The sequence below is a fragment of the Escherichia sp. 93.1518 genome (assembly GCF_013368915.2).
Taxonomy (GTDB): domain Bacteria; phylum Pseudomonadota; class Gammaproteobacteria; order Enterobacterales; family Enterobacteriaceae; genus Escherichia; species Escherichia ruysiae.
Map to the genome: position 1 here is coordinate 1 of NZ_JABWMT020000006.1, position 26094 is coordinate 26094.

Below are 26094 nucleotides of genomic sequence, written 5' to 3' on the forward strand. Positions count from 1 at the left end.
TTACTATAGAGAGCACATTTCGTGCAGAAAGTTGATGCAAAACACAGCTAATCTATAATAACATTTTTGTGACGTTAATATTTCTAACATCACTTTTTAAAATTTCTAAATAAACAAAAAATATAGATATTATATATAGGTATATATACCTTCTGCTCGTATCACAGTCGACATATCCGACATTTCCTTTAACCATCCGACCTTCAATTAGTCGCGTACAACCTGCCGTGATGGGACTTTTTTTTTCATTATCCCCCCCTTTACTCCGTTCATTTCTGTAAATAAAAATAGATAACTCACCACGAATCATCCGCACCACAAATAAATAACTTAAAAACAAATGTATTATCCATTTACAATTCATCGCATCAATTTTACAGAATTCACATAAGCATGTATCTTCTGCCGCAGTTATTTCGCCAGGGAATGCAACTTCGAAGGCAACTAACTATAAACATTGAAGAAATTACGTATAAAATCCCCAATGGAGAATTATTAATGAACAAGAAGATTTTAGCAGCCGCTCTGGCAGCCTCTTTCGTTGTTGCTGGCTCAGCTACTGCAGGTGTAGAAGGTGGGCAACTTAATATTGGCGGTCTGGTAACGACAGGAACCTGTGCCATGATCATCAACAACGAGAAAGGTTATGACTATAACGTCATGCTGAAGACAGTCACTATCGCTGACGTTGGTAACGTTGAACAAACCGCTATCAATGGTGAAAATAAGCAGATCGATATGAAACTCGATTGCACTGGTACCGCTGTTGACCTTAACAGCACCAGTATGACTTTTGACTCTATGTTCAACAATACAGCCCAGGGCACCCTGAGCAATATTGAAACTGATCAAGCGGCGAAAAACGTCGACATCGCTCTGCACAATGTTGCCTCTGGCGGCGCTCTGCAGTTAGTTAAAATTGGCGACAGTTCCAGCGCATTTGCAGGAACACTCAGCTCCGATAAGAAATCTGCAACCTGGACTTACAAAGCCTCTTACGCAACCAGCGAAGCTGGCGCGGCGGTATCAGCGGGCCACGTTAAAGCAAACACCTCTTATATCATTAGCTACAACTAAGGCGCATTTTTCCTAAGAAGCTTCTGCGGAAAAAACATTATGGGATGCCGTCATGGCATCCCATTTAAGGGATAGATATATAAAGGGATAAATGAATGTTTTTGAGTCATAAACTAAATATCGCAATATTGACTACACTTTGTGCGATGGTTACTCCAGTAGCTCATGCCGATATTGTTATCAATGGTACGCGTATTATTTACGCTGAAAAAGACAAAAGTGTAACTGCGCGACTAGAAAATAAAGGAGCTCGTCCTTTATTGGTCCAGACCTGGTTAGATACCGGCAATGATAATGCTGATCCATCAGCAATCCAGGTACCCTTTAATGCCACGCCACCAGTATCTCGTATTGAACCCAAACGCGGGCAGACCATCACCATCACCTATACCGGTAGCCAACAACTGCCTAAAGATCGGGAAAGCGTGTTCTGGTTTAACGTACTGGAAATTCCCCCTAAAGCCAATGCAGCCGATGTCGCTGATAAAAATATATTACAGCTTGCATTCCGCACACGTATTAAATTGTTCTATCGTCCGACAGGACTTACCGGTGATGCGTTTTCTGCCCCTGCCGCCATTAAATGGCGTTGGGAAGGTAATAAAATTAAAGCCACTAACCCTACTCAGTTTCACGTTTCCTATGCTTCTGTCACATTGAAAGCAAATGGCAAAGAATATGCAGTAAAGGCCTCAATGATACCGCCGAAAAACGAGGCTGTATTTAATGTTGAGGGACTCAGCTCATCAATTAGCGGTGCGAAAATAACCTATGCCGCCATTAATGATTTTGGTAGTTCAGTGACGGGAAATGCGTCGCTCTGATTTTTATTTCGTTTAATGGCTGAGCGCCAGTACATGAGCACAAGAGAATGATGATTCGTTGTAAGTTGAAACATATTGCCCTTTGTTGCATTAGTGCATTTAGTGGATTCGCAGTGGCTGCGGAATCCATTGAATACGATGCTAATTTTCTTATGGGCTCTTCTGCTGCGGGCATCGATCTTTCTCGTTATTCCGAAGGTAATCCTGTATTACCAGGGAAATATAACGCGCGCGTATATGTAAATGATATATCAGCCAGTAGTATGGAAATTGAGTTTATCGATACCGGAAGTAAAGTAGCTTCAGCGTGTATTTCTCATAAAATGCTGGCCCGTTTACATATAAAACAGCCTGAATTAAAAGATAACGAAGGTATTCTGCAAAAACGTGAAAATCCTGAAGACGATTGTCTGAATCTTAGTGTCGCTATCCCACAAGCACATGAGTATTTCGATGTCGGTGAACAACAATTTAATCTCACGATCCCCCAGGCATGGCTAATAACCAATTATCAGGGCTATGTCGATCCCTCTTTATGGGAGGATGGTGTCACTGCTGCAATGCTCTCTTACCGCTTAAACGGCTGGGAAAACTCATATCATGGCGATGATAATCAGTCATTTTATGCGGCGCTAAATGCGGGTATTAATCTGGGTAACTGGCGTCTGCGCACTAACGGAAACTATAGCTGGACAAATGACGGCGAAAGCCGCTTCGATTTTCAAAACCGCTATTTACAGCGAGACATCTCCGCCATCCGTTCACAATTAATTCTGGGCGAAACCTACACGACAGGTGAGACGTTCGACTCTGTATCCATTAAAGGGGTTCGACTTTATAGCGATGACAGGATGTTACCGCCATCATTGAACGGTTTTTCGCCCGTAATTCGCGGTGTGGCAAACAGTAACGCAAAAATAACTGTTACTCAGGGTAGTTATAAAATTTATGAGAGTACGGTGCCTGCGGGTGCTTTCGTTATTGATGATCTCTCGCCAGCAGGTTACGGAAACGATCTTGTTGTCACCATTGAAGAAGCAGATGGTTCAAAACGCACATTTACCCAACCCTTTTCGTCAGTTGCACAAATGCTGCGCCCTGGCGTTGGTCGGTGGGATATTAGCGGTGGTCAGGTGGATAATGACTCGCTACGCGATGATTACAATCTTCTTCAAGGAAGTTTCTATTACGGTCTGAACAACTACTTTACCGGTTACACCGGTATTCAGATAACCGATAGTGATTATCTGGCGCTATTACTGGGTGTAGGCGTAAACACTAGCATGGGTGCGTTCTCGTTCGACGTCACGCAGTCAAAAGCCATCGTCGAAAATGACAACACATATACCGGGCAGAGTTACCGTATTTCATGGAATAAATTATTCACCCCGACAAATACGTCTCTCAACCTGGCCGCATATCGCTATTCCACCAGCGACTATCTGGGATTGAATGATGCTCTGACCTTACAGGATAACGCAAAGTATCTTGATAAAGGCGACGATTCCACTATGGAGACATATTCACGTCTGCGTAATCAATTCACTGTGAGTCTTAACCAACCTTTAAAAGTAGGCGAAGAGGACTACGGTTCGTTCTACTTAAATGGAAGTTGGATGGATTACTGGGGAGGAAGAGGTAGTCGTTCCAACTATGGTATGGGTTACAGCAAAGGACATTCTTGGGGATCGTGGAGCGTCAGCGTACAGCGCACCTGGGACGAAAATAATAGAAAAGACGACAGCATGTATCTGAGCATTACCCTGCCAATTGAAACACTGTTGGGCGGGAAGCGCCGGGAGAGTGGTTTCCGTTATATCGACAGCCGAGTCAGCAGTGATTTCAATGGCAACCATACCATGAATATCAGCAGCAACGGCAGTAATGAGAATTACAGCTACAGCCTCAATACCGGCTACAACATGAATAAACGAAGCGCCGACCTGAGCACTATTGGTGGCTATTTTAGCTACGATTCCCCATGGGGAACGATATCCAGCTCTGCTTCAGCCACCAGTGATAACTCCCGTCAGCTATCCCTGAGTACCGACGGTGGTTTTGTGCTTCATAGAGGCGGCCTGACGTTTTCTAACGACAGCTTCAACGACAGCGATACCCTAGTCCTGGTAAAAGCGCCGGGAGCGAAAGGAGCACGAATAAACGGTGGTCAAAATACTGTTGACCGCTGGGGCTATGGCATCACTTCATCCGCATCTGCTTATCGTGAAAATGAAGTGTCACTGGATATCGAAGGACTTGAAAACGATGTCGAACTGAAAAGTACCAGTGTGAAAACTGTTCCGCGTAGCGGGGCCGTTATTCTGACCAGTTTTGAAACCGATCAGGGCCGTTCTGCGCTTATCCATATGCGTCGTAGCGACGGCAATATCCTTCCCTTTGCGGCTGACGTAACTGATGAGACAGGAAACGTTTTGGGGAGCGTCGGCCAGGGAAATCAGGTATTTGTGCGCGGTATTGCTGAAAAAGGTGAGCTCAACATTCGTTGGGTCGATGTAAAAACCCAGCAGCCACAGTCCTGTAAAGCCTTTTACCAAGCCCCTCTCGTTGAAGAGGATGGTAAGAGAACTGTCGTGCTGGATAACGTAATGTGTACGGTATCTGGAGCACATTAATGTCGTTCAATATGGAAATCCTATGAAACGAAAAAACCTTTATTTAGCCCTGGCCACACTGGTGATTTCGGCGCCATCCTGGGCTAATGAATTAGACCTGGAGTTTATTGCCGAGATTAATGAACCCACCTGCAATATGGAAATAACCAATGCCAGTGGTGGAACACTTACTGGTGATGTCGCTGGGGGCTATACCCTGACTATTCCTGATATTGAGTTAGACAAGATCCAGAATAAAGAGAGTGGTTCAGAAGCAACATTTTTCCTTAAACCAAAGGACTGCCAGAGTACAACTGCTGTCAGCACAACAATTTCGACACAAGAAAGCGTTGTAGCTGGTTCAAACTTAATCGTTCCACTCGATGTTAGCGATGGTAAAACCAAGAATATTGGTATGGGTTTTAAACGAACAAGCACCTCTGGCGATACCTTTGTTAAACCCAATGACAACACCAGTAAAATAACCTGGACTGCGCCTGAATTTGGTTCATCAACCGTCCAGGGAACAGGTGTACCCATGACTGTCGCACTCCGGGCGACCACGTCAACGTTGGGCGATCTTCGTGTCGGTACATTTAGTGCGAAAGCAACTTTTAATTTTAACTACGAATAACAGGGCTACACCATGAAAATGAAAACATTACCGTTATGTTTACTGAGTGTGCTGGCCTGTGGCGGTTTTCTGTCAACATCAGTACAGGCAACACAAAACATTGATTTAACCGTAACCACGAATGTAAAAACCGGTACCTGTAATGCAGTAATGCAAAATGGTGGTGGCACACCAATCACTCAGGTTACCTTTACCGGCCCGATATATACTGATGACATTAAAAATGGAACAAAGTCAGAACTGTTCCAGATTTCACTGACAGGCTGCGCAGGTATTCCGGGGAAAAAAGCACTTATTTCCGTTACCCCTGCAGCAGGTTTTTCTTGTGATAACAACGGTACGGGCAGCTATTTTGCTAACCGCAATTCAACCGCAACGGGTGGAGCAAATGCCGTCGCGGTAAAAGTTGGTCTCACTCATACACCTTCTACAGGGCCTGTTCTTGGTTGCAACAGCTCAACCCCTGGTGAGGTGGATCTGACAAATGCCATATCCAGACCCGGTGGAGATAGATTAGTTGATCTTTACGCAACGTTAGTGAGAGACACAGGTAAAGCAGACACAGACATCACTGCCGGTACCTTTAGCGCCCCAACCGTATTCAACATTACTTACCAGTAATAAACTGGCTAAATGTGATAAGGGACATTATGAAAAAACACCGCCTTGCGGTTGCTGTGGTGGTGGGGGCGTTGTTCCCCGCCCCTCTTCTTCACGCCGAATTACCCCTTGAAATGTTAGCGACAATTACCAGCGCCACCTGTGAGCTGGAAATTAGCAATGGCGGGATCATTAACTTATCTACAGTGAAGCTGGATTATTTCACCAGTGGTATGACTGCAGAACAAAATATTGACGGCGGTGAAGATTTTTCTATTAAAGTGAAAGGTTGTACTGCACCGGGAGAAAATTCGCTTTCCCAACTCCATCTCCAGTTCATGCCCAAGAACGGTGTATTTGCAGCTGGCTCGCAACAAATTTTCCCAAATGAGGAAACCGTTGGAGCAGAAAATGTCGGTATTGTGATTTTCTCGGCTGTAGATCATAACAACATGTTTAATGTCTGGTCGCCTGGTGGACAATCCCGCTCCATCTATAGCGTAACGGCTGACAAACTGGTGAATAGTAGCTGGACCTTTTACACCAGGATGCAACAAGTTAACGCCTTACAAACGGTGTCTGCCGGGAAAGTTTCCACGAGCGTGTTGGTGGATGCAAGCTATAACTAAACCAACTCAATGGATTGAAGAATATAATGAAAGCATCTCAAAATAGCCTTATGCATATCATAATGGCGCTTCTGGTACTGGCGACCATCACAGTATCGCTCCCTACTCAAGCTATAGAACCAAGTTACGGTGACATGCATGATAAAAATAGCCCCGGCTTTTTTTCGGGGCAATTAAGGCCTTTTGCAAGAACAGGTGCTGTCATCGCACCAACAAATTCAGTCTCCCCTGTTGACACCGGTCTGGAGCGTAGTGGCGGCACTTATGTCTCATCTTCGGGCTCTGGTCGCGTATACTGCTCTCTGGGTTCAGAAGCCCGTACGAATGTGGCACACAACTTAGTCGCAGAACCGGGGAAAATGGTTAATGGTGAACAATTATTTCGTACCGACCGTCAAGGACTCTATTTTACATTCCAGATCATCAACGTTAGCGCGTCATCGATAACATATTCACCAGGAACATTTTATTTAATCGACGGGATAAAAAAAACACAATCAACGGTTAGCAACTGTCGTGATATTCCTGCTGAGGGTGTACCACTGTCTGTAGATATTAGCGTTAGATATTATATTGATAATACTTTTAGCCCAAATGCCAATAGTCAGGGATTGTATGCATCCGACTTTCTGGTGAAATGGCTAATAAATCCTAACCCCGGTTATGCGTTAACTGCGAATGGCCCCGCAGTTATATTCGAAGCCAGTAGTGGGGCAAATACCTATATTGCACTTCAGCTAAACATGACCGACTTTTACGTCTCTGGCCCAACATGTTATACCGCCCAATTGGTTGGCGATAATATGAAAAATAGTACGACTGTTGATCTCGGGAAATACACCACTGTAGAGGTGAAAAAAAATATAACCCGGCAGGTACCTTTTCAGGTTATGTTAGCTAACTGCCTGGCGGTAAGTAATATTAAGGTTAAATTAAAAACAGCTTTTGCCGCGCGAACAGATCCGACATTGCTGGGCAATAATTCCGGTACCGCTCAGGGAGCTGCCGTTGCCATTTGGGCTAAAAGCAGCACAAAAACAATGTTACTGCGGGCCGACAGTGCAAATACTTATACGGAAAATGAACCTGACGTATGGAACAGTGATTTTATTAACCTGGACGACATCACCAGCGGTACATCACAAACGTTGAACTTCCTGGCGCAAGTCGTTCGTGATGGCCCGGTAGAAACAGTCGTCACGGGAGGAACCGTTGGCGCAAATGGGACGCTGGTTTTCTCCTATGAATGATTATTATATGAAGCTGGTTATTATATAAAAACCACGCATCACCATACTCACTACGCCCGGTCAGCAACTTCTGCCCGGGCGTAGCTGACATCACTAAAACGATTGCCCCCCCTTCTCCGCCTGATAGAATGCCAACAGATCTGACATTAGCCATCAGGATACGTTATGAAACCGACTACCATTTCCCTGCTGCAAAAATGTAAACAGGACAAAAAACGCTTCGCCACCATCACTGCTTACGACTATAGCTTTGCAAAATTGTTTGCCGATGAAGGAATTAACGTCATGCTGGTGGGTGATTCCCTTGGAATGACGGTTCAGGGACATGACTCTACCCTCCCCGTCACTGTGGAAGATATCGCCTACCACACAGCCGCCGTTCGTCGCGGTGCGCCAAACTGTCTGCTGCTGGCTGACCTGCCATTTATGGCTTATGCCACTCCTGAACAAGCATTTGAAAACGCCGCAACTGTCATGCGCGCGGGTGCGAATATGGTCAAAATCGAAGGCGGTGCCTGGCTGGTAGAAACAGTTCAAATGCTGACCGAACGTGCCGTTCCGGTGTGTGGGCATTTGGGCTTAACGCCGCAGTCGGTGAATATTTTCGGCGGTTATAAAGTGCAAGGGCGCGGCGATGCAGGCGACCGTTTACTCAATGACGCATTAGCGTTAGAAGCCGCAGGCGCACAATTGCTGGTGCTGGAATGCGTACCGGTTGAGCTGGCAAAACGTATTACCGAGGCGTTGGCGATTCCGGTTATCGGTATTGGCGCGGGGAATGTAACCGACGGACAAATCCTCGTGATGCACGACGCATTCGGCATAACCGGTGGTCACATCCCTAAATTCGCCAAAAATTTCCTTGCCGAAGCGGGCGACATCCGCGCTGCTGTACGGCAGTATATGGCTGAAGTGGAGTCCGGCGTTTACCCGGGCGAAGAACACAGTTTCCATTAAGGAGTCACGTTGTGTTAATTATCGAAACCCTGCCGCTGCTGCGCCAGCAAATTCGCCGCCTGCGTATGGAAGGCAAGCGCGTGGCGCTGGTGCCTACCATGGGTAACCTGCACGATGGTCATATGAAGCTGGTCGATGAAGCCAAAGCCCGCGCCGATGTGGTCGTCGTCAGTATTTTCGTTAACCCGATGCAGTTCGACCGCCCGGAAGACCTGGCTCGCTATCCACGCACCTTGCAGGAAGACTGCGAGAAGCTAAACAAACGTAAGGTGGATCTGGTTTTCGCTCCATCAGTAAAAGAGATCTACCCGAACGGTACAGAAACCCACACCTATGTTGACGTTCCGGGGCTGTCCACCATGCTGGAAGGCGCCAGCCGCCCAGGCCATTTTCGCGGCGTATCAACCATCGTCAGCAAACTGTTCAACCTTATCCAGCCCGATATCGCCTGCTTCGGTGAAAAAGATTTTCAGCAACTGGCGCTGATCCGCAAAATGGTTGCCGATATGGGCTTTGATATTGAGATTGTCGGTGTGCCGATTATGCGCGCCAAAGACGGTCTGGCGCTCAGTTCTCGTAACGGTTATCTGACGGCAGAACAACGCAAAATTGCGCCAGGTCTGTACAAGGTTTTATGTTCGATTGCAGACAAATTGCAGGCTGGAGAGCGGGATCTCGATGAGATTATTGCTATTGCAGGGCAAGAACTGAATGAAAAAGGTTTCCGCGCCGATGATATTCAGATTCGTGATGCTGACACGTTGCTGGAAGTCACTGAAAACAGCAAACGCGCCGTGATTCTGGTAGCAGCCTGGCTTGGCGACGCTCGCCTGATCGACAACAAAATGGTCGAGCTGGCGTAATATTTAACTGGCGCTACGGCTGATGGCGCCAGTTATTCATTTGCCCACGTCATGGCGATGACGTCTGTAAGCAATTATTCATATCGCAGGCAATTTAGTTAATCAGCTTATCAAGCTCAGCAAGAGGTAAATTGGCCATTTCTGCAACATCGTCTCGAGACATCCCTTTACTCAAAAGACGCTTGGCGAATTCCTGCCTTTCCTTCTGGAGTCCCTCTTGATATCCCTTCTGAAACGCCTCCTGATACGCCTTCTGAAATCCCTTATCTTCAAACCACTGCGCCAACGTCTGCCTGGTTTCTCTCCGTGTCTTTATGTCCATAGGTTCCCTTAATTATCTGGTCAGTTAACAATAACAATTATCTGGCTATAACTGATAATACCGACAACTTAATTACTCAGTTTATCAATCTCAGCAAGAGGTAAATTTGCCATCTCTGCAACGTCTTCCCGAGACATTCCTTTACTCAGAAGACGTTGGGCGAATTCTTGACTTACTTCCTGTCTTACTTCCTGTGTTACCTCCTGTCTCACCGCCTGTCTTACCTCCTGTCTTCCCTTCTCTTCAAACCACTGCGCCAACGTCATCATAGACTCCCCTCCCGATTCCCTGTCTCTCACCACACCGTAAAACAAATCCGCTTGTTCAGTATGACCGCGTTGCAGCATATAGTTTTGCATGGCAACTAACTGACTTCCGCTAGTGTACCCTTCGTCAATCAGCGTGACCAGTTGCTCCAGCAATAACATTAAGTCGCGCTGGCGAATATGTTTTTGCAGCAGTTCGAGGATCGCAATCCGCCGGTGCTGCATGATTTCGTCATCCGGCGTGATAGTGATATCCACCAGCGGGAAAGGGTTGTTGTAGACGCGTCGCGCCAGTTCCGGTGAGTAAAACATATCAAACCAGCACATGGAGAGCGGGTAAGGTGTGGCCTCGCCCTGATAAAACAGAATCGGCACCACCAGCGGCAGCTTATCGTGGTCAGCCTCCAGATGTCGGTGCATGGCAGCAATAGAGTAGCGCATCATGCGAAAGGCCATTTTTTTGTCCGGCTTACTTTGATGTTCAATCACGACATACAGATAGCCGGGATTACCCAGCATTTGCACGGAATAGAGCACGTCGGTGCTGTGCCCTTTCAGGCTCTCTTCGATGAAACTTCCCGACTCCAGATGCAGCGTGTTGAGATCGCAGATCTCACGCAATTCCTCAGGCAGGTGTATGTCGAGGAAGTCGCGAGCGGTATCCGCATGCATTAAAAATTGTTTAAACACCGCGTCATGCGGCGTGGTACTTGGTGCGTCCATCTTACCTGCCTTCCGTGTTGTCTTGCGTGAAGGCAGTATCCAGTCAAGGCACGCAGTCGTCAGCCGCCTCTTTGTTGTTTACCGAGCAGCGTTCAGAGAAATTTCAATCGGTTACAGGCGTTGCATGGCGGGCTTCGGCGCGGTACGCAAACTGCTGATGCAAATGCCGTCAGATGAGTAGACACTAAACAAAAATCGGGCAATACTGCGTGAGAATTTTCTCAAAGCAGGCTCCGCCTGCTTCGTTAACGACAGGGTAGAAAGGTAGAAGTTATGATTCGCACGATGCTGCAGGGCAAACTCCACCGCGTGAAAGTGACTCATGCGGACCTGCACTATGAAGGTTCTTGCGCCATTGACCAGGATTTTCTTGACGCAGCCGGTATTCTCGAAAACGAAGCCATTGATATCTGGAATGTCACCAACGGCAAGCGTTTCTCCACCTACGCCATCGCGGCAGAGCGCGGTTCGAGAATTATTTCTGTCAACGGCGCGGCGGCTCACTGCGCCAGCGTCGGCGATATTGTCATCATCGCCAGCTTCGTCACTATGCCAGATGCCGAAGCCCGTACCTGGCGGCCAAACGTCGCCTACTTTGAAGGCGACAACGAAATGAAACGTACCGCAAAAGCGATCCCGGTTCAGGTTGCCTGATAATCACCCCTGCGGCTGGTTACTCACCAGCCGCGACATCGTCTCCAGCGAATCCGTTCTTAAGATATAAAGCCGTTTTAGCAACAAGGGATTATCCCCCGGTTTAACTTTACCTTTCATGGTCGTCACCGCCAGATGAAACCCGGCATCATTTGCCGCTTTAACCGCTTTGTCATTAAATCCGCCAAACGGATAAGAAAGATACAATACATGCGGATTAAATTGCGTCAGCGCCCGACGTGAACGTTCAAAATCAAACAAAATATTATGCTCACTGCGGCTAAGTAATATGGGTCGGCGATAACCATCAACCCGATGTAAAAAATGGGTATGTGACTGGAAATCAAAAACATCGCTGACATCATGCAGTTCAGAAATACTCATAAACTGTAATGACTGTGGATTCCATTTCTGTGGATGACGTTTGATGCGAGAGGTAATAATAAATGCCGTCGCCTTCATACCGTATTTTTTCAGAATGGGATATGCATACCGACTCACCGACTTCAAACCATCATCAAACGTCAGCACAACCGCGCGAGCAGGTAGATTCATCGAATTACGCAGATATCCTTCCAGTTGATACAAGGTCAACGTGGTATATCCCCTGTCGCGCAACCAGGTCATCTGGTTATTGAATGCACGTACCGACGTTGTGGTCGAAGTATGCCGAAAACGGGTATTCTCTTCATCGCGTAAAATATGATGGTAGGTCAATACAGGAATACCATTATCCTGCTGCGCATCCAGCGCACTGATATAGGCCAGGCGTTCGCCAATACGAATTTGATACCAGGTTTGATTCAGGCGATCTTTCAATTTATTGATAATGGGATAACGCAAGTTATCGGCCAGCACGCCAAATGGCGCACTGCCTGCATCGGGCGCGTTATATACCGGCGTATCTTTCCAGGTAATAAGATTTTGGTTGCTCAGTGGTTTATTCAGATCGCCCAGACCATCTTCAACTTTTTGCCGCCCTTGTACAGGCTCAAGATGACCTTTATCAATATACCCCCTACCAAAACCAAAATTGAATTCATAATAATCGGCTGCGGTTGGGATGACCGAAATAATCTGCCCGGCACGAATGTTACCGACTGTTACCGTGTTGTCGCCAATTTTTCCCCAGATAGTCACATCCTGAGTGGTTTGCATATAACGCGTGGGAAGTGCTGCGCTGACAGCAGATGAAACCAGCAGCACCAGGAAAATTATCTTTTTAATCATGAGGAAACTACCAGGCGAGAAACAACGCAGTTAGTGTAGCAAAATCAGAATGCGATTTAATACTCGAACCAATTGTGCTTGAGGACAAAAGGGGGATTCTTTTGTTGCTGATGCCAGAGGCTACTGACTTCAGGCGCTCCTGATGCCACGATATGCTCTCGAAATGCCGCACTGGACATTGTCTCCCGACAGGGGAGCATCTGCTCAATTAACGGTAACGTCACCCCAGAAATGACTTCACAACGAGAATGCTTGTGGCTTAATAACGACGCAACGCGATAAGGTGCAGCGCCTGCTATATCGGTTAAAAAAATCACCCCATCGCCAGAGTCCGTTTCATGCAGAGCATCGCACATCATGCGGCTAAGCATATTTGAACTTAACCCGCGCCAGAAATTTACTGCCCGACACTGGATAAGTGCACCATGTTTTTTTTCCAGCGCATCCAGTATCTCTTGCGCCCTATCGTCGTGACAGGTAATGACCCAACCTAACATCGCTTTCCTCCTTAGCCGAAAATCAGTCTACCCTGACCAGTGTTGATAAAGGGTGATAGCCGTCAAAACTCCCCTCCCCCGCATCCGGAGGAGAGGAGATAGACTTAGCTACGCAAGCCGCGCCCACGCTGGATCAGCGACCAGCAGATCAGATAAAACGCAATAATAAAAACAACCAGTACGCCAAAAGTAGTGACCAGCGGCACATCATTAATGCCGAGGAAGCCGTAGCGGAAACCACTGATCATATAAACGATCGGGTTCAGATGCGACAGCCCCTGCCAGAACGGCGGCAGCAAAGTCAGGGAGTAAAAGACCCCGCCCAAATACGTGAGTGGCGTTAACACAAAGGTTGGCACCAGGCTGATGTCATCGAATGTTTTGGCAAACACACCGTTCAGCAAACCCGCAAGGGAGAACAACACCGCTGTGAGCACCAGCGTTAAAGCAACGAATACCCACGAATGCACCTGAAACGGCACAAAAAACAGCGAGATCGCCGTCACCAGAATGCCAACAAACAGACCACGCGCCACGCCACCGCCGACATATCCGGCGATAATCACGTGCGTTGGAACCGGAGCGACCAGCAACTCTTCAATATTACGCTGGAACTTGGCACCAAAAAATGATGATGCAACGTTGGCATAGGCATTGGTGATCACCGACATCATGATCAGCCCCGGTACGATGAACTGCATATAGCTGAAGCCATGCATATCACCAATGCGAGAACCAATCAGGTTGCCGAAGATAATAAAGTAAAGGGTCATGGTGATGACCGGCGGCACCAGCGTCTGCACCCAGATACGCATAAAGCGATGAATTTCTTTCGCCCAGATGCTTTTTAACGCCACCCAGTAAAGATGCATCATGCGCGATCTCCTTGTTTTTCATTAACCAGTGAAACAAACAGCTCTTCCAGACGGTTGGCTTTGTTACGCATACTTAATACCTGAATGCCCTGCTCGCTTAACTGCGTAAACACACTGTTGATCCCCTGCTCACGCAGCACTTCAACTTCAAGCGTGGCGGTATCTACCAGTCGGTACTGATAGCCATCGAGCTTCGGTAACGGGCTTTTCGGTGCGAGATCGAGAATAAAGGTTTCCGATTTCAGCTTCGCCAGCAGCGCCTTCATCGAGGTATTTTCCACCAGCTCACCGTGTTGAATAATGCCGATATTGCGGCACAGCATTTCTGCTTCTTCCAGGTAGTGTGTGGTGAGAATGATGGTGGTGCCTTTGTCGTTTAAATCCTTCAAAAAGCCCCACATTGAGCGGCGAAGTTCAATATCCACGCCTGCGGTCGGTTCGTCGAGAATCAGTAGTTTAGGTTCATGCATTAACGCACGGGCAATCATTAAACGGCGCTTCATCCCGCCAGATAACATACGCGCACGTTCGTTGCGTTTTCCCCATAGATCGAGCTGTTTAAGATACTTTTCGCTGCGAATGTACGCTTCTTTGCGCTCCACACCGTAATACCCTGCCTGATTCACCACAATTTGCTGCACGGTTTCAAACGGGTTGAAGTTAAATTCCTGCGGCACCAGTCCCAACTGACGTTTAGCGTTCACGACATCCTTCTCGAGATCATAACCAAATACGCTGACCCGCCCGGAGGTTTTATTTACCAGAGAGCTGATAATACCGATAGTGGTCGATTTCCCGGCCCCGTTCGGCCCGAGAAGCGCATAAAAATCACCCGCTTCGACCTGCAAATCTATTCCACGAAGCGCCTGAACGCCGCCTGGATAGGTTTTTTTAAGCTGTTGAAGTTCCAGTGCAATGGTCATAAATTTTTACTTACCTTACGTTCTTACACTTTATCTGTGGTTTAAATCGTCCCGGAGTTGCCCTATATTAGCCAAACGTAATTATTTGGTTACAGGTCGTTAACCTCCATGAAAGACATAGATACACTCATCAGCAATAATGCACTATGGTCAAAAATGCTGGTGGAAGAGGATCCCGGGTTTTTTGAGAAACTGGCACAAGCGCAAAAACCGCGCTTTCTATGGATTGGATGTTCCGACAGTCGCGTTCCTGCAGAACGTTTAACCGGTCTTGAGCCGGGCGAACTCTTTGTTCACCGTAATGTTGCTAACCTGGTCATTCACACTGACCTGAACTGCCTTTCCGTGGTTCAGTATGCAGTGGATGTACTCGAAGTTGAACACATTATTATCTGTGGCCACTACGGTTGTGGCGGCGTACAAGCCGCAGTTGAAAACCCGGAACTGGGGCTTATCAACAACTGGCTGCTGCATATCCGCGATATCTGGTTCAAACATAGCTCATTGCTCGGCGAAATGCCGCAAGAGCGCCGTCTGGATACCTTGTGTGAACTGAACGTCATGGAACAGGTGTATAACCTGGGCCACTCCACCATTATGCAATCAGCGTGGAAACGCGGGCAGAAAGTTACCATTCACGGCTGGGCCTATGGCATTCACGACGGCTTGCTGCGTGATCTGGATGTCACAGCGACTAACCGCGAAACCCTTGAGCAACGTTACCGTCACGGGATTTCCAACCTCAAGCTGAAGCACATCAACCACAAATAAATTCGCCATGCCGGATGCAACACATCCGGCAACTTCACACTTACTCGTCCAGCAGAATCACTTTGCCGATATACGGCAGATGACGGTAACGCTGTGCGTAATCAATGCCGTAACCCACCACAAACTCATCCGGGATCGAGAAACCGATAAATTCTACCGGGACGTTCACTTCACGACGGGACGGTTTATCCAGCAGCGTACAAATCGCCAGCGACTTCGGTTCGCGCAGGCTTAAGATCTCACGCACTTTCGACAGTGTATTCCCCGAGTCGATGATATCTTCAACAATCAGCACGTCCTTGCCACGGATATCTTCATCCAGATCTTTGAGGATTTTCACATCACGGGTGGTGGACATGCCGCTACCGTAGCTGGAGGCGGTCATAAAGTCGACTTCATGAGATACCTGAACTTCACGGCACAGGTCCGCCATAAACATAAATGAGCCACGCAGCAGGCCTACCAGCACCATATCGCTGCCGCTGTCTTTGTAACGCTCAGTAATCTGACGACCCAGTTCGGCGATACGCGCTTTAATCTCCGCTTCGGGGATCATTACTTCTACAGTATGTTTCATATCTCTAACCATATGATTTAAAAACAAATCACTTCGCACGGGCTGGCTTCGGCACCGCAGCAAAGCGCAAGACACGCAGTATACCAGTAAAACTATTCATTGGCGGAATCTGTTAATAAAGCTCAAATTGTGATGACGATCACACATGTTAAAACCTATAATTAATTGCTACTAAAATATTAATGAATTGAAATGGTGTTTCTTTATGGCAATTAACAATACCGGCTCGCGACGATTACTCGTCACGCTAACAGCTCTTTTTGCAGCTCTTTGCGGGCTGTATCTTCTCATTGGCGGAGGCTGGCTGGTCGCGATTGGCGGCTCCTGGTACTATCCTATTGCAGGCCTTGTGATGCTCGGCGTCGCCTGGATGCTGTGGCGCAGTAAACGCGCCGCGCTTTGGCTGTATGCGGCTCTGCTGCTCGGCACCATGATTTGGGGCGTCTGGGAAGTCGGTTTCGATTTCTGGGCGCTGACCCCGCGCAGCGATATTCTGGTCTTTTTCGGCATCTGGCTGATCCTGCCGTTTGTCTGGCATCGACTGGTCATTCCTTCCAGTGGCGCAGTTGCCGCGCTGGTGGTGGCACTGTTGATTAGCGGCGGAATCCTCACCTGGGCGGGATTTAACGATCCGCAGGAAATCAATGGCACCTTAAGCGCCGATGCCACACCAGCAGAAGCCATCTCCCCCGTTGCCGATCAGGACTGGCCTGCCTATGGCCGCAATCAGGAAGGCCAACGCTTTTCGCCTCTGAAACAAATTAACGCCGATAACGTCCACAACCTGAAAGAAGCCTGGGTATTTCGCACGGGTGATGTGAAACAGCCGAACGATCCGGGCGAAATCACCAATGAAGTGACGCCAATTAAAGTGGGTGACACGCTTTACCTGTGCACCGCTCACCAGCGCCTGTTTGCACTCGATGCCGCCAGCGGCAAAGAGAAATGGCATTACGATCCTGAGCTGAAAACCAACGAGTCTTTCCAGCACGTAACCTGCCGTGGCGTCTCTTATCATGAAGCCAAAGCTGAAACCGCTTCGCCGGAAGTGATGGCGGATTGCCCGCGTCGTATCATTCTTCCGGTGAATGATGGCCGCCTGATTGCGATTAACGCTGAAAACGGCAAGCTGTGCGAAACCTTCGCCGATAAAGGCGTGCTCAATCTGCAAAGCAATATGCCGGACACCAAACCGGGTCTGTATGAGCCGACTTCGCCGCCGATTATCACCGATAAAACCATCGTAATGGCCGGTTCAGTCACCGACAACTTCTCAACCCGCGAAACGTCTGGCGTGATCCGTGGTTTTGATGTCAACACCGGGAAGCTGCTGTGGGCCTTTGATCCGGGCGCGAAAGATCCGAACGCGATCCCCTCTGACGAACACACCTTTACTTTTAACTCGCCAAACTCCTGGGCACCTGCGGCCTATGACGCGAAGCTGGATCTGGTGTATCTGCCGATGGGCGTGACCACGCCAGATATCTGGGGCGGTAACCGCACACCGGAGCAGGAACGTTATGCCAGCTCGATTCTGGCGCTGAATGCCACTACCGGGAAACTGGCGTGGAGTTACCAGACCGTTCACCATGACCTGTGGGATATGGATCTTCCGGCACAGCCGACGCTGGCGGATATCACCGTTAATGGTCAGAAGGTGCCGGTTATTTATGCTCCGGCGAAAACCGGCAACATTTTTGTGCTCGATCGTCGTAATGGTGAACTGGTGGTTCCGGCTCCGGAAAAACCGGTTCCACAAGGCGCAGCGAAAGGCGATTACGTTACCCCGACCCAACCGTTCTCTGAACTGAGCTTCCGTCCGACGAAAGATTTGAGCGGCGCGGATATGTGGGGCGCTACCATGTTTGACCAACTGGTGTGCCGCGTGATGTTCCACCAGATGCGCTATGAAGGCATTTTCACCCCACCATCTGAACAGGGTACGCTGGTATTCCCGGGTAACCTGGGGATGTTCGAATGGGGCGGGATTTCCGTTGATCCGAATCGTGAAGTGGCAATTGCCAACCCAATGGCGCTGCCATTTGTTTCGAAACTGATCCCGCGCGGCCCTGGCAACCCAATGGAACAACCGAAAGATGCCAAAGGCACGGGTACGGAATCCGGTATTCAGCCGCAGTACGGTGTACCGTATGGCGTCACGCTCAATCCGTTCCTTTCACCATTTGGTCTGCCGTGTAAACAGCCAGCATGGGGTTATATTTCGGCGCTGGATCTGAAAACTAATGAAGTGGTGTGGAAGAAACGTATTGGTACGCCGCAGGACAGTATGCCGTTCCCGATGCCGATTCCGGTGCCGTTCAACATGGGTATGCCGATGCTTGGCGGACCAATCTCCACGGCGGGTAACGTGCTGTTTATTGCCGCTACGGCAGATAACTACCTGCGCGCTTACAACATGAGCAACGGTGAAAAACTGTGGCAGGGTCGTCTACCAGCGGGCGGTCAGGCAACACCGATGACCTATGAAGTGAATGGTAAGCAGTATGTGGTGATCTCCGCAGGCGGTCACGGTTCATTTGGTACGAAGATGGGCGACTATATTGTGGCTTATGCGCTGCCGGATGATGTGAAGTAAGATTCGCTCAGATTACTGACAAAGTGCGCTTTGTTCATGCCGGATGCGGCGTAAACGCCTTATTCGGCCTACAAAATCGTATGGTGCGTAGGCCTGATAAGCGTAGCGCATCAGGCAGTTTTGCGTTTGTCATCAGTTTAATGCCCGGAGAGATCCGGGCATCTTCCCGAATACAGTATTTTTACACCGTAAACCCTAACATCATCCCCGTATCTTCATGCTCCAGCAGATGGCAGTGCGCCATATAAGCGTGTTCTTTCGGGGCATCGTGATTAAACTTCACCAGCACTTCGCTGACATTACCTTCTACTTTAACGGTATCTTTCCAGCCTGCGCGATGCGTCGCTGGCGGTTTGCCATTTTCTGACAAGATACGGAACTGCGTACCGTGGATATGGAACGGATGCAGCATCATGTCACCCACGCCAGAAATAACCCAACGCTCGTACTGCCCTTTCGCCGCCGCAAACATCGGCTTGTTCATATCAAACGCCTGACCGTTGATTTTATTGGCATGGTGGAAATCGAACTTCCCGCCGTGGTTCATATGATTCATATTGCCGTGCCCCATATGCCCCATCATCTGGCTGTGATCCATCCCGGCCATCGCCTGATCGCCATATTTATCCATTAGCATCTGCATCCCCATCATATCGAGCATCGGGTCCATAGAGAGTTGCAGCTTGCGTACCGTCAGCCCTTCCAGCGAAGGTAACGCAGGCAGGCTACTTAATGTGTCTGGCAAAGCACCGGAGGCACTAATAGCAATCGGCTGAATCCGCATTACCGGATGCGGCTTGTCAAACGGCGCAATCGCCATCCCCATCTGGCTGACCGGCAGCGTCACCAGGTCAAACGGTTTGTTGTCGTTAACCTCCACCAGCACTTCAAAACGCTCTCCCATCAGCACCGGCAGCTCGCTCACCTTCACCGGTTCAGGTAGCAGACCACCGTCGCTGGCAATCACATACAGCGGGCGATTGTCGCTGGTGGCGAAATTGAGCGAGCGGGCATTACAGCCATTGAGCAAACGCAGACGCAGCCAGCCACGCGGAGCAGCATGTTGCGGGTAGATAGCGCCGTTGGTCAGCAGCGTATCGCCAAACCAGCCCATGGCGGCGGTCATCACATCCAGTTGATAATCAATCTGTCCGTCGGCGTTAAATTTTTTATCCTGAACAATCACCGGGACATCATCGATACCCCACTGTTTCGGCAGCATTAATTTCAGGATTTCGTCATCTTCAATCACCACCAGCCCTGCCAGCCCCATCGCCACCTGACGCCCGGTTTTGCCGTGTTGATGCGGATGGAACCAGCAGGTAGCGGCAGGTTGATCAACGTTCAACGTCACCGTGCGTTTACCGCCAGGCGGAATAATCCCCTGCGGGCCGCCGTCCACTTCACCCGGCACTTCCAGCCCGTGCCAGTGCAACGTCGTCTCTTCCGCCAGTTGGTTATAGATATCAACCGTTACCGCTTTGCCGCGCTGTAATTTCACCGCCGGCCCCAGCAGATTGCCGTTGTAACCCCAGGTGGTCGCCGTTTTCCCGGCAAAGCTGGACTGGCCTTCACCAATAGTTAACTGAATACGATTACGGGCATCGGTCGTGAGCAAATCAGGGATCGGTAACGTTGGACGATCCGCCGCAAATACTGCGCGGCTCCATAGCGGCAAGGCCGAAGCCACGCCCAGCGCGACGGAATATTTTAAGAAATCACGACGTTGCATAGTTATTTCCTTATTCTTAAGCAGGCGAAACAAAATCAAACGTTGAGCATAGTCCTTCCCCTTACAGGAAGGTCAAGCCACAGACATAATTTAATCCACAATAATGGTCGTCGCCTCGCTCGCAGTGTGCTAACGTTTATCATCTTTAAGTCCTGGTAGAAGCAATGAAGACGTTTTTCAGAACAGTATTATTCGGCAGCCTGATGGCTGTATGCGCAAACAGTTACGCGCTCAGCGAGTCTGAAGCCGAAGATATGGCCGATTTAACGGCTGTTTTTGTTTTTCTGAAGAACGATTGCGGTTACCAGAACTTACCTAACGGGCAAATTCGTCGCGCACTGGTCTTTTTCGCCCAGCAAAACCAGTGGGATCTCAGCAACTACGACACCTTCGACATGAAATCTCTCGGTGAAGATAGCTATCGAGATCTCAGCGGTATTGGTATTCCCGTCGCTAAAAAGTGCAAAGCCCTGGCTCGCGATTCCTTAAGCCTGCTTGCCTACGTCAAATAATCCCTGATACCTTTTTGTAGAAATATTGACCGTGCATCTGCGGTCAATGTTAGCTATTATGTTGCGCCCTTTTTTTACGGGTGTTAACAAAGGAGGTATCAACCCATGGCCGAAAAAAAACGGTGGCATGAAACGCTACACGACCAGTTTGGGCAGTACTTTGCTGTAGATAATGTTCTGTATCATGAAAAGACCGATCACCAGGATCTGATCATTTTTGAGAACGCCGCATTTGGTCGCGTGATGGCGCTGGATGGTGTAGTACAAACCACCGAGCGCGACGAGTTTATCTATCATGAGATGATGACCCATGTTCCGCTACTGGCTCACGGTCACGCGAAACATGTGCTGATCATCGGCGGCGGTGACGGTGCCATGCTGCGAGAAGTGACCCGGCATAAAAACGTTGAGTCAATCACGATGGTGGAAATCGATGCGGGTGTCGTGTCGTTCTGCCGTCAGTATCTGCCAAACCATAACGCCGGTAGCTACGACGATCCGCGCTTTAAACTGGTGATCGACGATGGCGTCAATTTCGTTAATCAAACCCGCCAGACCTTCGACGTGATCATCTCCGACTGTACCGATCCCATCGGTCCCGGCGAAAGCCTGTTCACCTCAGCATTTTATGAAGGTTGCAAACGCTGCCTGAATCCTGGCGGTATTTTCGTCGCGCAGAACGGCGTCTGCTTTTTACAGCAGGAAGAGGCCATCGACAGCCATCGAAAACTCAGCCATTACTTCAGCGACGTTGGCTTTTATCAGGCGGCGATCCCGACCTATTACGGCGGTATCATGACTTTTGCATGGGCGACAGATAACGACGCCTTACGCCATCTCTCAACCGAAATTATTCAGGCGCGTTTTCTCGCCTCTGGCCTGAAATGCCGTTATTACAATCCGGCAGTCCATACAGCAGCTTTTGCCTTACCTCAGTATCTGCAAGACGCACTGGCTTCACAGCCGTCCTAAGGAGAAGATAAGAAATTGAAAAAACTGAAACTACATGGCTTTAATAATCTGACCAAAAGTCTGAGTTTTTGTATTTACGATATCTGCTACGCCAAAACTGCCGAAGAGCGCGACGGTTATATTGCTTATATCGATGAACTCTATAATGCCAACCGTCTGACCGAAATCCTGTCAGAAACCTGTTCCATTATCGGGGCCAATATTCTTAACATCGCCCGCCAGGATTACGAACCACAGGGTGCCAGCGTCACTATTCTGGTGAGTGAAGAACCGGTTGACCCGAAACTCATCGACAAAACAGAACACCCCGGCCCACTGCCAGAAACGGTCGTTGCCCATCTCGATAAAAGTCATATTTGCGTACATACCTACCCGGAAAGCCATCCCGAAGGCGGTTTATGTACCTTCCGCGCCGACATAGAAGTCTCCACCTGCGGCGTGATTTCCCCGCTGAAGGCGCTGAATTACCTGATCCACCAGCTTGAGTCTGATATCGTAACCATTGATTATCGCGTGCGCGGTTTTACCCGTGACATCAACGGAATGAAGCACTTTATCGACCATGAGATTAATTCGATTCAGAACTTTATGTCTGAGGATATGAAGGCGCTGTATGACATGGTGGATGTAAACGTCTATCAGGAAAATATCTTCCATACCAAGATGTTGCTTAAAGAGTTCGACCTTAAGCACTACATGTTCCACACCAAACCGGAAGATTTGACCGACAGCGAGCGCAAAGAAATTACCGCTGCGCTGTGGAAAGAAATGCGCGAGATTTATTACGGGCGCAATATGCCAGCTATTTAACGGCTCAGGCGGAGCACCGAGGCTCCGCCTGATTTAGTTACTTCTGTTGCACGAAATTGCGGTAAGCCGCCACCACCTGAAGAAAATCCTCAACGCCGCACAGCGACAGGCTTTCTTCGTCGTAGTAGTTCATCCCCTCTTCCATTTCATCGCCAGCGAATTCCAGTTGATTGGCGCGAATCATCACCTCTTCGCCGTCCATCCATAGCGTGTACTCATGCCCTGCCCGCTGCCAGGAACGTTCGCTACCTTTGAGCGTGCGCGCGGCGTCTTCCACTTCATCAAGCAAGGCCAGGTTTTCTTTCACCTCTTCATTAAACCAGTGCCCGACCACTTCATGCCCCATGGACATACGCACCTTTACCACTCCGGTAATATCGCGCAGAAATTCGTAATCCATAGTGTGTTCCTCTGCTCCCGGCAATGCGCCGAAATCGCATTGCGCCATTGATGTAATTATCGCAGCCTTACCGGAGAAAAACAGCGGAACAGCGATGGTTTAGAAATAAAAAATGCCCGGGAATCACATTCACCGGGCATTGTCTCGTTTATGCGCAGCGCGTGCGCTGACTTTTTAAACCGCAGTCTGGAAAATCACCCCATCCGCTTTTTCGGTGTACTGAGAAAGCTGGTTGAAGTTCAGATAACGGTAAGTATCAACGGCAGTTTTATCTACCTGCGCAACGTAGGTCTGGTACTCCTCCGGCGTTGGCAGTTTGCCAATCAGCGCCGCAACAGCAGCCAGTTCCGCAGAAGCCAGGAAGACGTTCGCGCCAGTACCCAGACGGTTCGGGAAGTTACGGGTAGAGGTGGAAACCACCGTCGCACCGTCTGCTACACGCGCCTGGTTACCCATACACAGGGAACATCCTGGGATCTCGATACGAGCCCCACTCTTACCGAAGACGCTGTAATAGCCTTCTTCTGTCAGCTGCGCGGCGTCCATACGCGTTGGCGGTGCTACCCACAGGCGAGTCGGCAACTGGCCTTTATGCGCATCCAGCAGTTTACCTGCGGCACGGAAGTGACCGATGTTAGTCATGCAGGAACCGATAAACACTTCGTCGATCTTCTCACCCTGTACCGCAGACAGCGGACGTGCGTCGTCCGGGTCGTTCGGTGCACACAGGATTGGCTCTTTAATATCAGCCAGATCGATGTCGATCACCGCCGCGTATTCCGCATCCGCATCGGCTTCCAGCAGCTCAGGATTTGCCAGCCATTTTTCCATGCCCTGAATACGACGTTCCAGAGTACGACGATCGCCGTAACCTTCTGCGATCATCCACTTCAGCAGGACAATGTTAGAGTTCAGATACTCGATGATCGGCTCTTTATTCAGCTTGATGGTACAACCAGCAGCGGAACGCTCAGCGGACGCATCAGTCAGCTCAAAGGCCTGCTCAACTTTCAGATCCGGCAGACCTTCAATTTCCAGGATGCGACCAGAGAAGATGTTTTTCTTGCCTTTCTTCTCAACGGTCAGCAGACCTTGTTTGATCGCATACAGCGGGATTGCGTGTACCAGATCGCGCAGGGTGATGCCCGGCTGCATCTTGCCTTTGAAGCGCACCAGAACAGATTCCGGCATGTCCAGCGGCATGACGCCAGTTGCGGCAGCAAATGCCACCAGACCAGAGCCAGCCGGGAAAGAGATACCGATCGGGAAACGGGTATGGGAGTCACCGCCAGTACCGACGGTATCCGGCAGCAGCATACGGTTCAGCCAGGAGTGGATTACGCCATCACCCGGACGCAAAGACACACCGCCACGGTTCATAATGAAGTCCGGCAGCGTGTGGTGAGTGTTAACGTCAACCGGCTTCGGATAAGCCGCAGTGTGACAGAAAGACTGCATCACCAGATCAGCCGAGAAGCCCAGGCATGCCAGGTCTTTCAGTTCATCACGGGTCATTGGACCGGTGGTGTCCTGCGAACCGACAGAAGTCATTTTCGGTTCGCAATAAGCGCCCGGACGAATGCCTTTCACGCCACAGGCACGACCAACCATTTTCTGCGCCAGCGAGAAGCCACGGTCACTTTCCGCCACATCTTTCGCCTGACGGAAAACATCGCTCTGCGGCAGACCAAGTGCCTCACGCGCTTTGGTGGTCAGGCCGCGACCGATAATCAGCGGAATACGACCACCAGCACGCACTTCATCAATCAGTACGTCGGTTTTCAGCTCGAAGGTCGCCAACAGCTCGTTGGTTTCGTGGTTACGCACTTCACCTTTGTACGGGTAAACGTCAATTACGTCGCCCATATTCAGGTTGGAGACGTCCACTTCAATTGGCAGTGCGCCGGCATCTTCCATCGTGTTAAAGAAGATTGGTGCAATTTTGCCGCCGAGGCACAGTCCGCCACCGCGTTTGTTTGGCACATGCGGAATATCATCGCCCATAAACCACAGTACGGAGTTAGTGGCGGATTTACGCGAAGAACCCGTGCCCACAACGTCACCGACGTACGCCAGCGGGAAACCTTTCTGTTGCAGGGCTTCAATCTGTTTGATCGGCCCAACAACGCCTGGCTGGTCTGGCTCAATACCTTCACGGGCATTTTTCAGCATCGCCAGCGCGTGCAGTGGGATATCCGGGCGTGACCACGCATCCGGTGCCGGAGAGAGGTCATCAGTGTTGGTTTCGCCGGTAACTTTGAAAACGGTAACGGTCAGTTTTTCAGCCAGCGCCGGGCGATTCAGGAACCATTCGGCATCCGCCCAGGACTGCATAACCTGCTTCGCGTATTTGTTGCCTGCTTTGGCTTTTTCTTCTACATCATAGAAGTTATCGAACATCAGCAGCGTATGAGACAGTGCTTTGGCGGCAATTGGCGCCAGTTTGGCATCGTCCAGCGCATCGATCAGCGGATGAATGTTGTAACCACCCTGCATGGTGCCCAGCAGTTCAATGGCTTTTTCTGGAGTCAACAGTGGGGATTTGGCTTCGCCTTTCGCGACAGCAGCAAGGAAACCAGCTTTTACATAGGCGGCTTCATCGACGCCAGGGGGAACTCGGTTGGTTAACAGATCTAACAGGAATTCTTCTTCGCCCGCAGGCGGGTTTTTCAGCAGCTCTACAAGCGCGGCCATTTGGTTTGCATCCAGGGGCTTGGGCGCAATCCCCTCAGCGGCACGCTCAGCTACGTGCTTACGGTATTCTTCTAGCACGACGGTTCTCCTCGCT

25 protein-coding genes are annotated in these 26094 nt (G+C 49.4%); 15 read left to right on the plus strand and 10 right to left on the minus strand.

Going from position 1 to position 26094, the window contains the following annotated elements:
• Positions 1–498 precede the first annotated feature (498 nt).
• The 9 genes from HEN21_RS05945 to panC all read left to right on the plus strand — a co-directional run bounded on the left by HEN21_RS05945 (position 499) and on the right by panC (position 9446).
• A complete protein-coding gene (locus tag HEN21_RS05945) occupies positions 499–1077 on the plus strand; it encodes a hypothetical protein (protein ID WP_001034994.1) in 579 nt (192 codons plus the stop codon).
• Positions 1078–1172: 95 nt separating this feature from the next.
• The gene (locus HEN21_RS05950; RefSeq protein ID WP_000480007.1) at positions 1173–1901 is read left to right on the plus strand and encodes a fimbrial chaperone; all 729 of its coding nucleotides are present in this window, start codon (positions 1173–1175) and stop codon (positions 1899–1901) included.
• A gap of 47 nt (positions 1902–1948) precedes the next feature.
• Complete coding sequence (locus tag HEN21_RS05955) at positions 1949–4534, plus strand: outer membrane usher protein (RefSeq protein WP_176251912.1); 2586 nt, start codon at positions 1949–1951, stop codon at positions 4532–4534.
• A 22-nt stretch (positions 4535–4556) separates the two neighbouring features.
• Entirely contained in the window at positions 4557–5147 is a 591-nt protein-coding gene (locus tag HEN21_RS05960; RefSeq protein ID WP_000823892.1) for a fimbrial protein, read from the plus strand.
• A 12-nt stretch (positions 5148–5159) separates the two neighbouring features.
• Entirely contained in the window at positions 5160–5768 is a 609-nt protein-coding gene (locus HEN21_RS05965; protein ID WP_000782895.1) for a hypothetical protein, read from the plus strand.
• A gap of 29 nt (positions 5769–5797) precedes the next feature.
• Entirely contained in the window at positions 5798–6376 is a 579-nt protein-coding gene (locus tag HEN21_RS05970) for a fimbrial-like protein (protein ID WP_000716607.1), read from the plus strand.
• A gap of 26 nt (positions 6377–6402) precedes the next feature.
• A complete protein-coding gene (locus HEN21_RS05975) occupies positions 6403–7626 on the plus strand; it encodes a hypothetical protein (protein WP_176251913.1) in 1224 nt (407 codons plus the stop codon).
• 165 nt (positions 7627–7791) lie between these two features.
• Entirely contained in the window at positions 7792–8583 is a 792-nt protein-coding gene (panB, locus tag HEN21_RS05980; protein ID WP_000805483.1) for a 3-methyl-2-oxobutanoate hydroxymethyltransferase, read from the plus strand.
• An 11-nt stretch (positions 8584–8594) separates the two neighbouring features.
• Positions 8595–9446 carry a pantoate--beta-alanine ligase gene (panC, locus tag HEN21_RS05985; RefSeq protein WP_176251914.1) on the plus strand — a complete coding sequence of 284 codons (852 nt, stop codon included), beginning with the start codon at positions 8595–8597 and terminating at the stop codon, positions 9444–9446.
• A gap of 94 nt (positions 9447–9540) precedes the next feature.
• On the opposite strand, the gene HEN21_RS05990 is transcribed toward panC, so the two are convergent.
• Both HEN21_RS05990 and HEN21_RS05995 read right to left on the minus strand, forming a co-directional pair.
• On the minus strand, positions 9541–9768 hold the full coding sequence (locus HEN21_RS05990; protein WP_000351996.1) for a hypothetical protein: 228 nt from the start codon (positions 9766–9768) through the stop codon (positions 9541–9543).
• A gap of 68 nt (positions 9769–9836) precedes the next feature.
• Positions 9837–10757, minus strand: a complete 921-nt coding sequence (locus HEN21_RS05995; protein ID WP_000339895.1) for an Rpn family recombination-promoting nuclease/putative transposase — start codon at positions 10755–10757, stop codon at positions 9837–9839.
• A gap of 273 nt (positions 10758–11030) precedes the next feature.
• Between HEN21_RS05995 and panD the strand changes: the two genes are divergently transcribed.
• On the plus strand, positions 11031–11411 hold the full coding sequence (gene panD, locus HEN21_RS06000) for an aspartate 1-decarboxylase (protein WP_000621508.1): 381 nt from the start codon (positions 11031–11033) through the stop codon (positions 11409–11411).
• 3 nt (positions 11412–11414) lie between these two features.
• Here panD and HEN21_RS06005 read toward each other — a convergent pair whose 3' ends face one another.
• From HEN21_RS06005 to HEN21_RS06020, 4 genes are all read right to left on the minus strand, one after another.
• Positions 11415–12641 (minus strand): polysaccharide deacetylase family protein, encoded by a 1227-nt coding sequence (locus HEN21_RS06005; RefSeq protein ID WP_176251915.1) that lies wholly within the window; start codon positions 12639–12641, stop codon positions 11415–11417.
• A 56-nt stretch (positions 12642–12697) separates the two neighbouring features.
• Positions 12698–13138, minus strand: a complete 441-nt coding sequence (locus HEN21_RS06010) for a PTS sugar transporter subunit IIA (RefSeq protein WP_000901973.1) — start codon at positions 13136–13138, stop codon at positions 12698–12700.
• A gap of 104 nt (positions 13139–13242) precedes the next feature.
• A complete protein-coding gene (locus HEN21_RS06015; protein ID WP_000972201.1) occupies positions 13243–14013 on the minus strand; it encodes an ABC transporter permease in 771 nt (256 codons plus the stop codon).
• Positions 14010–14936: an ABC transporter ATP-binding protein gene (locus HEN21_RS06020; RefSeq protein ID WP_000150637.1), complete on the minus strand. Its 927-nt coding sequence runs from the start codon at positions 14934–14936 to the stop codon at positions 14010–14012. The genes HEN21_RS06015 and HEN21_RS06020 overlap by 4 nt, the downstream gene beginning before the upstream one ends.
• A 108-nt stretch (positions 14937–15044) precedes the next feature.
• Here HEN21_RS06020 and can point away from each other — a divergent pair, with 108 nt between their 5' ends.
• On the plus strand, positions 15045–15707 hold the full coding sequence (gene can / locus HEN21_RS06025) for a carbonate dehydratase (protein WP_000651600.1): 663 nt from the start codon (positions 15045–15047) through the stop codon (positions 15705–15707).
• Positions 15708–15747: 40 nt separating this feature from the next.
• On the opposite strand, the gene hpt is transcribed toward can, so the two are convergent.
• Positions 15748–16284 carry a hypoxanthine phosphoribosyltransferase gene (gene hpt, locus HEN21_RS06030; protein WP_000683335.1) on the minus strand — a complete coding sequence of 179 codons (537 nt, stop codon included), beginning with the start codon at positions 16282–16284 and terminating at the stop codon, positions 15748–15750.
• Between the two features lie 205 nt (positions 16285–16489).
• Here hpt and gcd point away from each other — a divergent pair, with 205 nt between their 5' ends.
• On the plus strand, positions 16490–18880 hold the full coding sequence (gcd, locus tag HEN21_RS06035; RefSeq protein WP_176251916.1) for a quinoprotein glucose dehydrogenase: 2391 nt from the start codon (positions 16490–16492) through the stop codon (positions 18878–18880).
• Positions 18881–19061: 181 nt separating this feature from the next.
• Here gcd and cueO read toward each other — a convergent pair whose 3' ends face one another.
• Entirely contained in the window at positions 19062–20612 is a 1551-nt protein-coding gene (cueO, locus tag HEN21_RS06040; RefSeq protein ID WP_176251917.1) for a multicopper oxidase CueO, read from the minus strand.
• 164 nt (positions 20613–20776) lie between these two features.
• Between cueO and HEN21_RS06045 the strand changes: the two genes are divergently transcribed.
• The 3 genes from HEN21_RS06045 (at position 20777) to speD (ending at position 22906) form a co-directional block, all read left to right on the plus strand.
• Positions 20777–21124 (plus strand): YacC family pilotin-like protein, encoded by a 348-nt coding sequence (locus HEN21_RS06045; RefSeq protein WP_000846617.1) that lies wholly within the window; start codon positions 20777–20779, stop codon positions 21122–21124.
• A 105-nt stretch (positions 21125–21229) separates the two neighbouring features.
• Entirely contained in the window at positions 21230–22096 is an 867-nt protein-coding gene (speE, locus tag HEN21_RS06050; protein ID WP_016159375.1) for a polyamine aminopropyltransferase, read from the plus strand.
• Positions 22097–22111: 15 nt separating this feature from the next.
• Entirely contained in the window at positions 22112–22906 is a 795-nt protein-coding gene (gene speD / locus HEN21_RS06055; protein ID WP_105285305.1) for an adenosylmethionine decarboxylase, read from the plus strand.
• A 37-nt stretch (positions 22907–22943) separates the two neighbouring features.
• On the opposite strand, the gene yacL is transcribed toward speD, so the two are convergent.
• Positions 22944–23306, minus strand: coding sequence for a protein YacL (gene yacL, locus HEN21_RS06060; protein WP_010350025.1), 363 nt, complete (start codon positions 23304–23306; stop codon positions 22944–22946).
• A 174-nt stretch (positions 23307–23480) separates the two neighbouring features.
• The gene (acnB, locus tag HEN21_RS06065; protein ID WP_176251918.1) at positions 23481–26078 is read right to left on the minus strand and encodes a bifunctional aconitate hydratase 2/2-methylisocitrate dehydratase; all 2598 of its coding nucleotides are present in this window, start codon (positions 26076–26078) and stop codon (positions 23481–23483) included.
• Positions 26079–26094 lie beyond the last annotated feature (16 nt).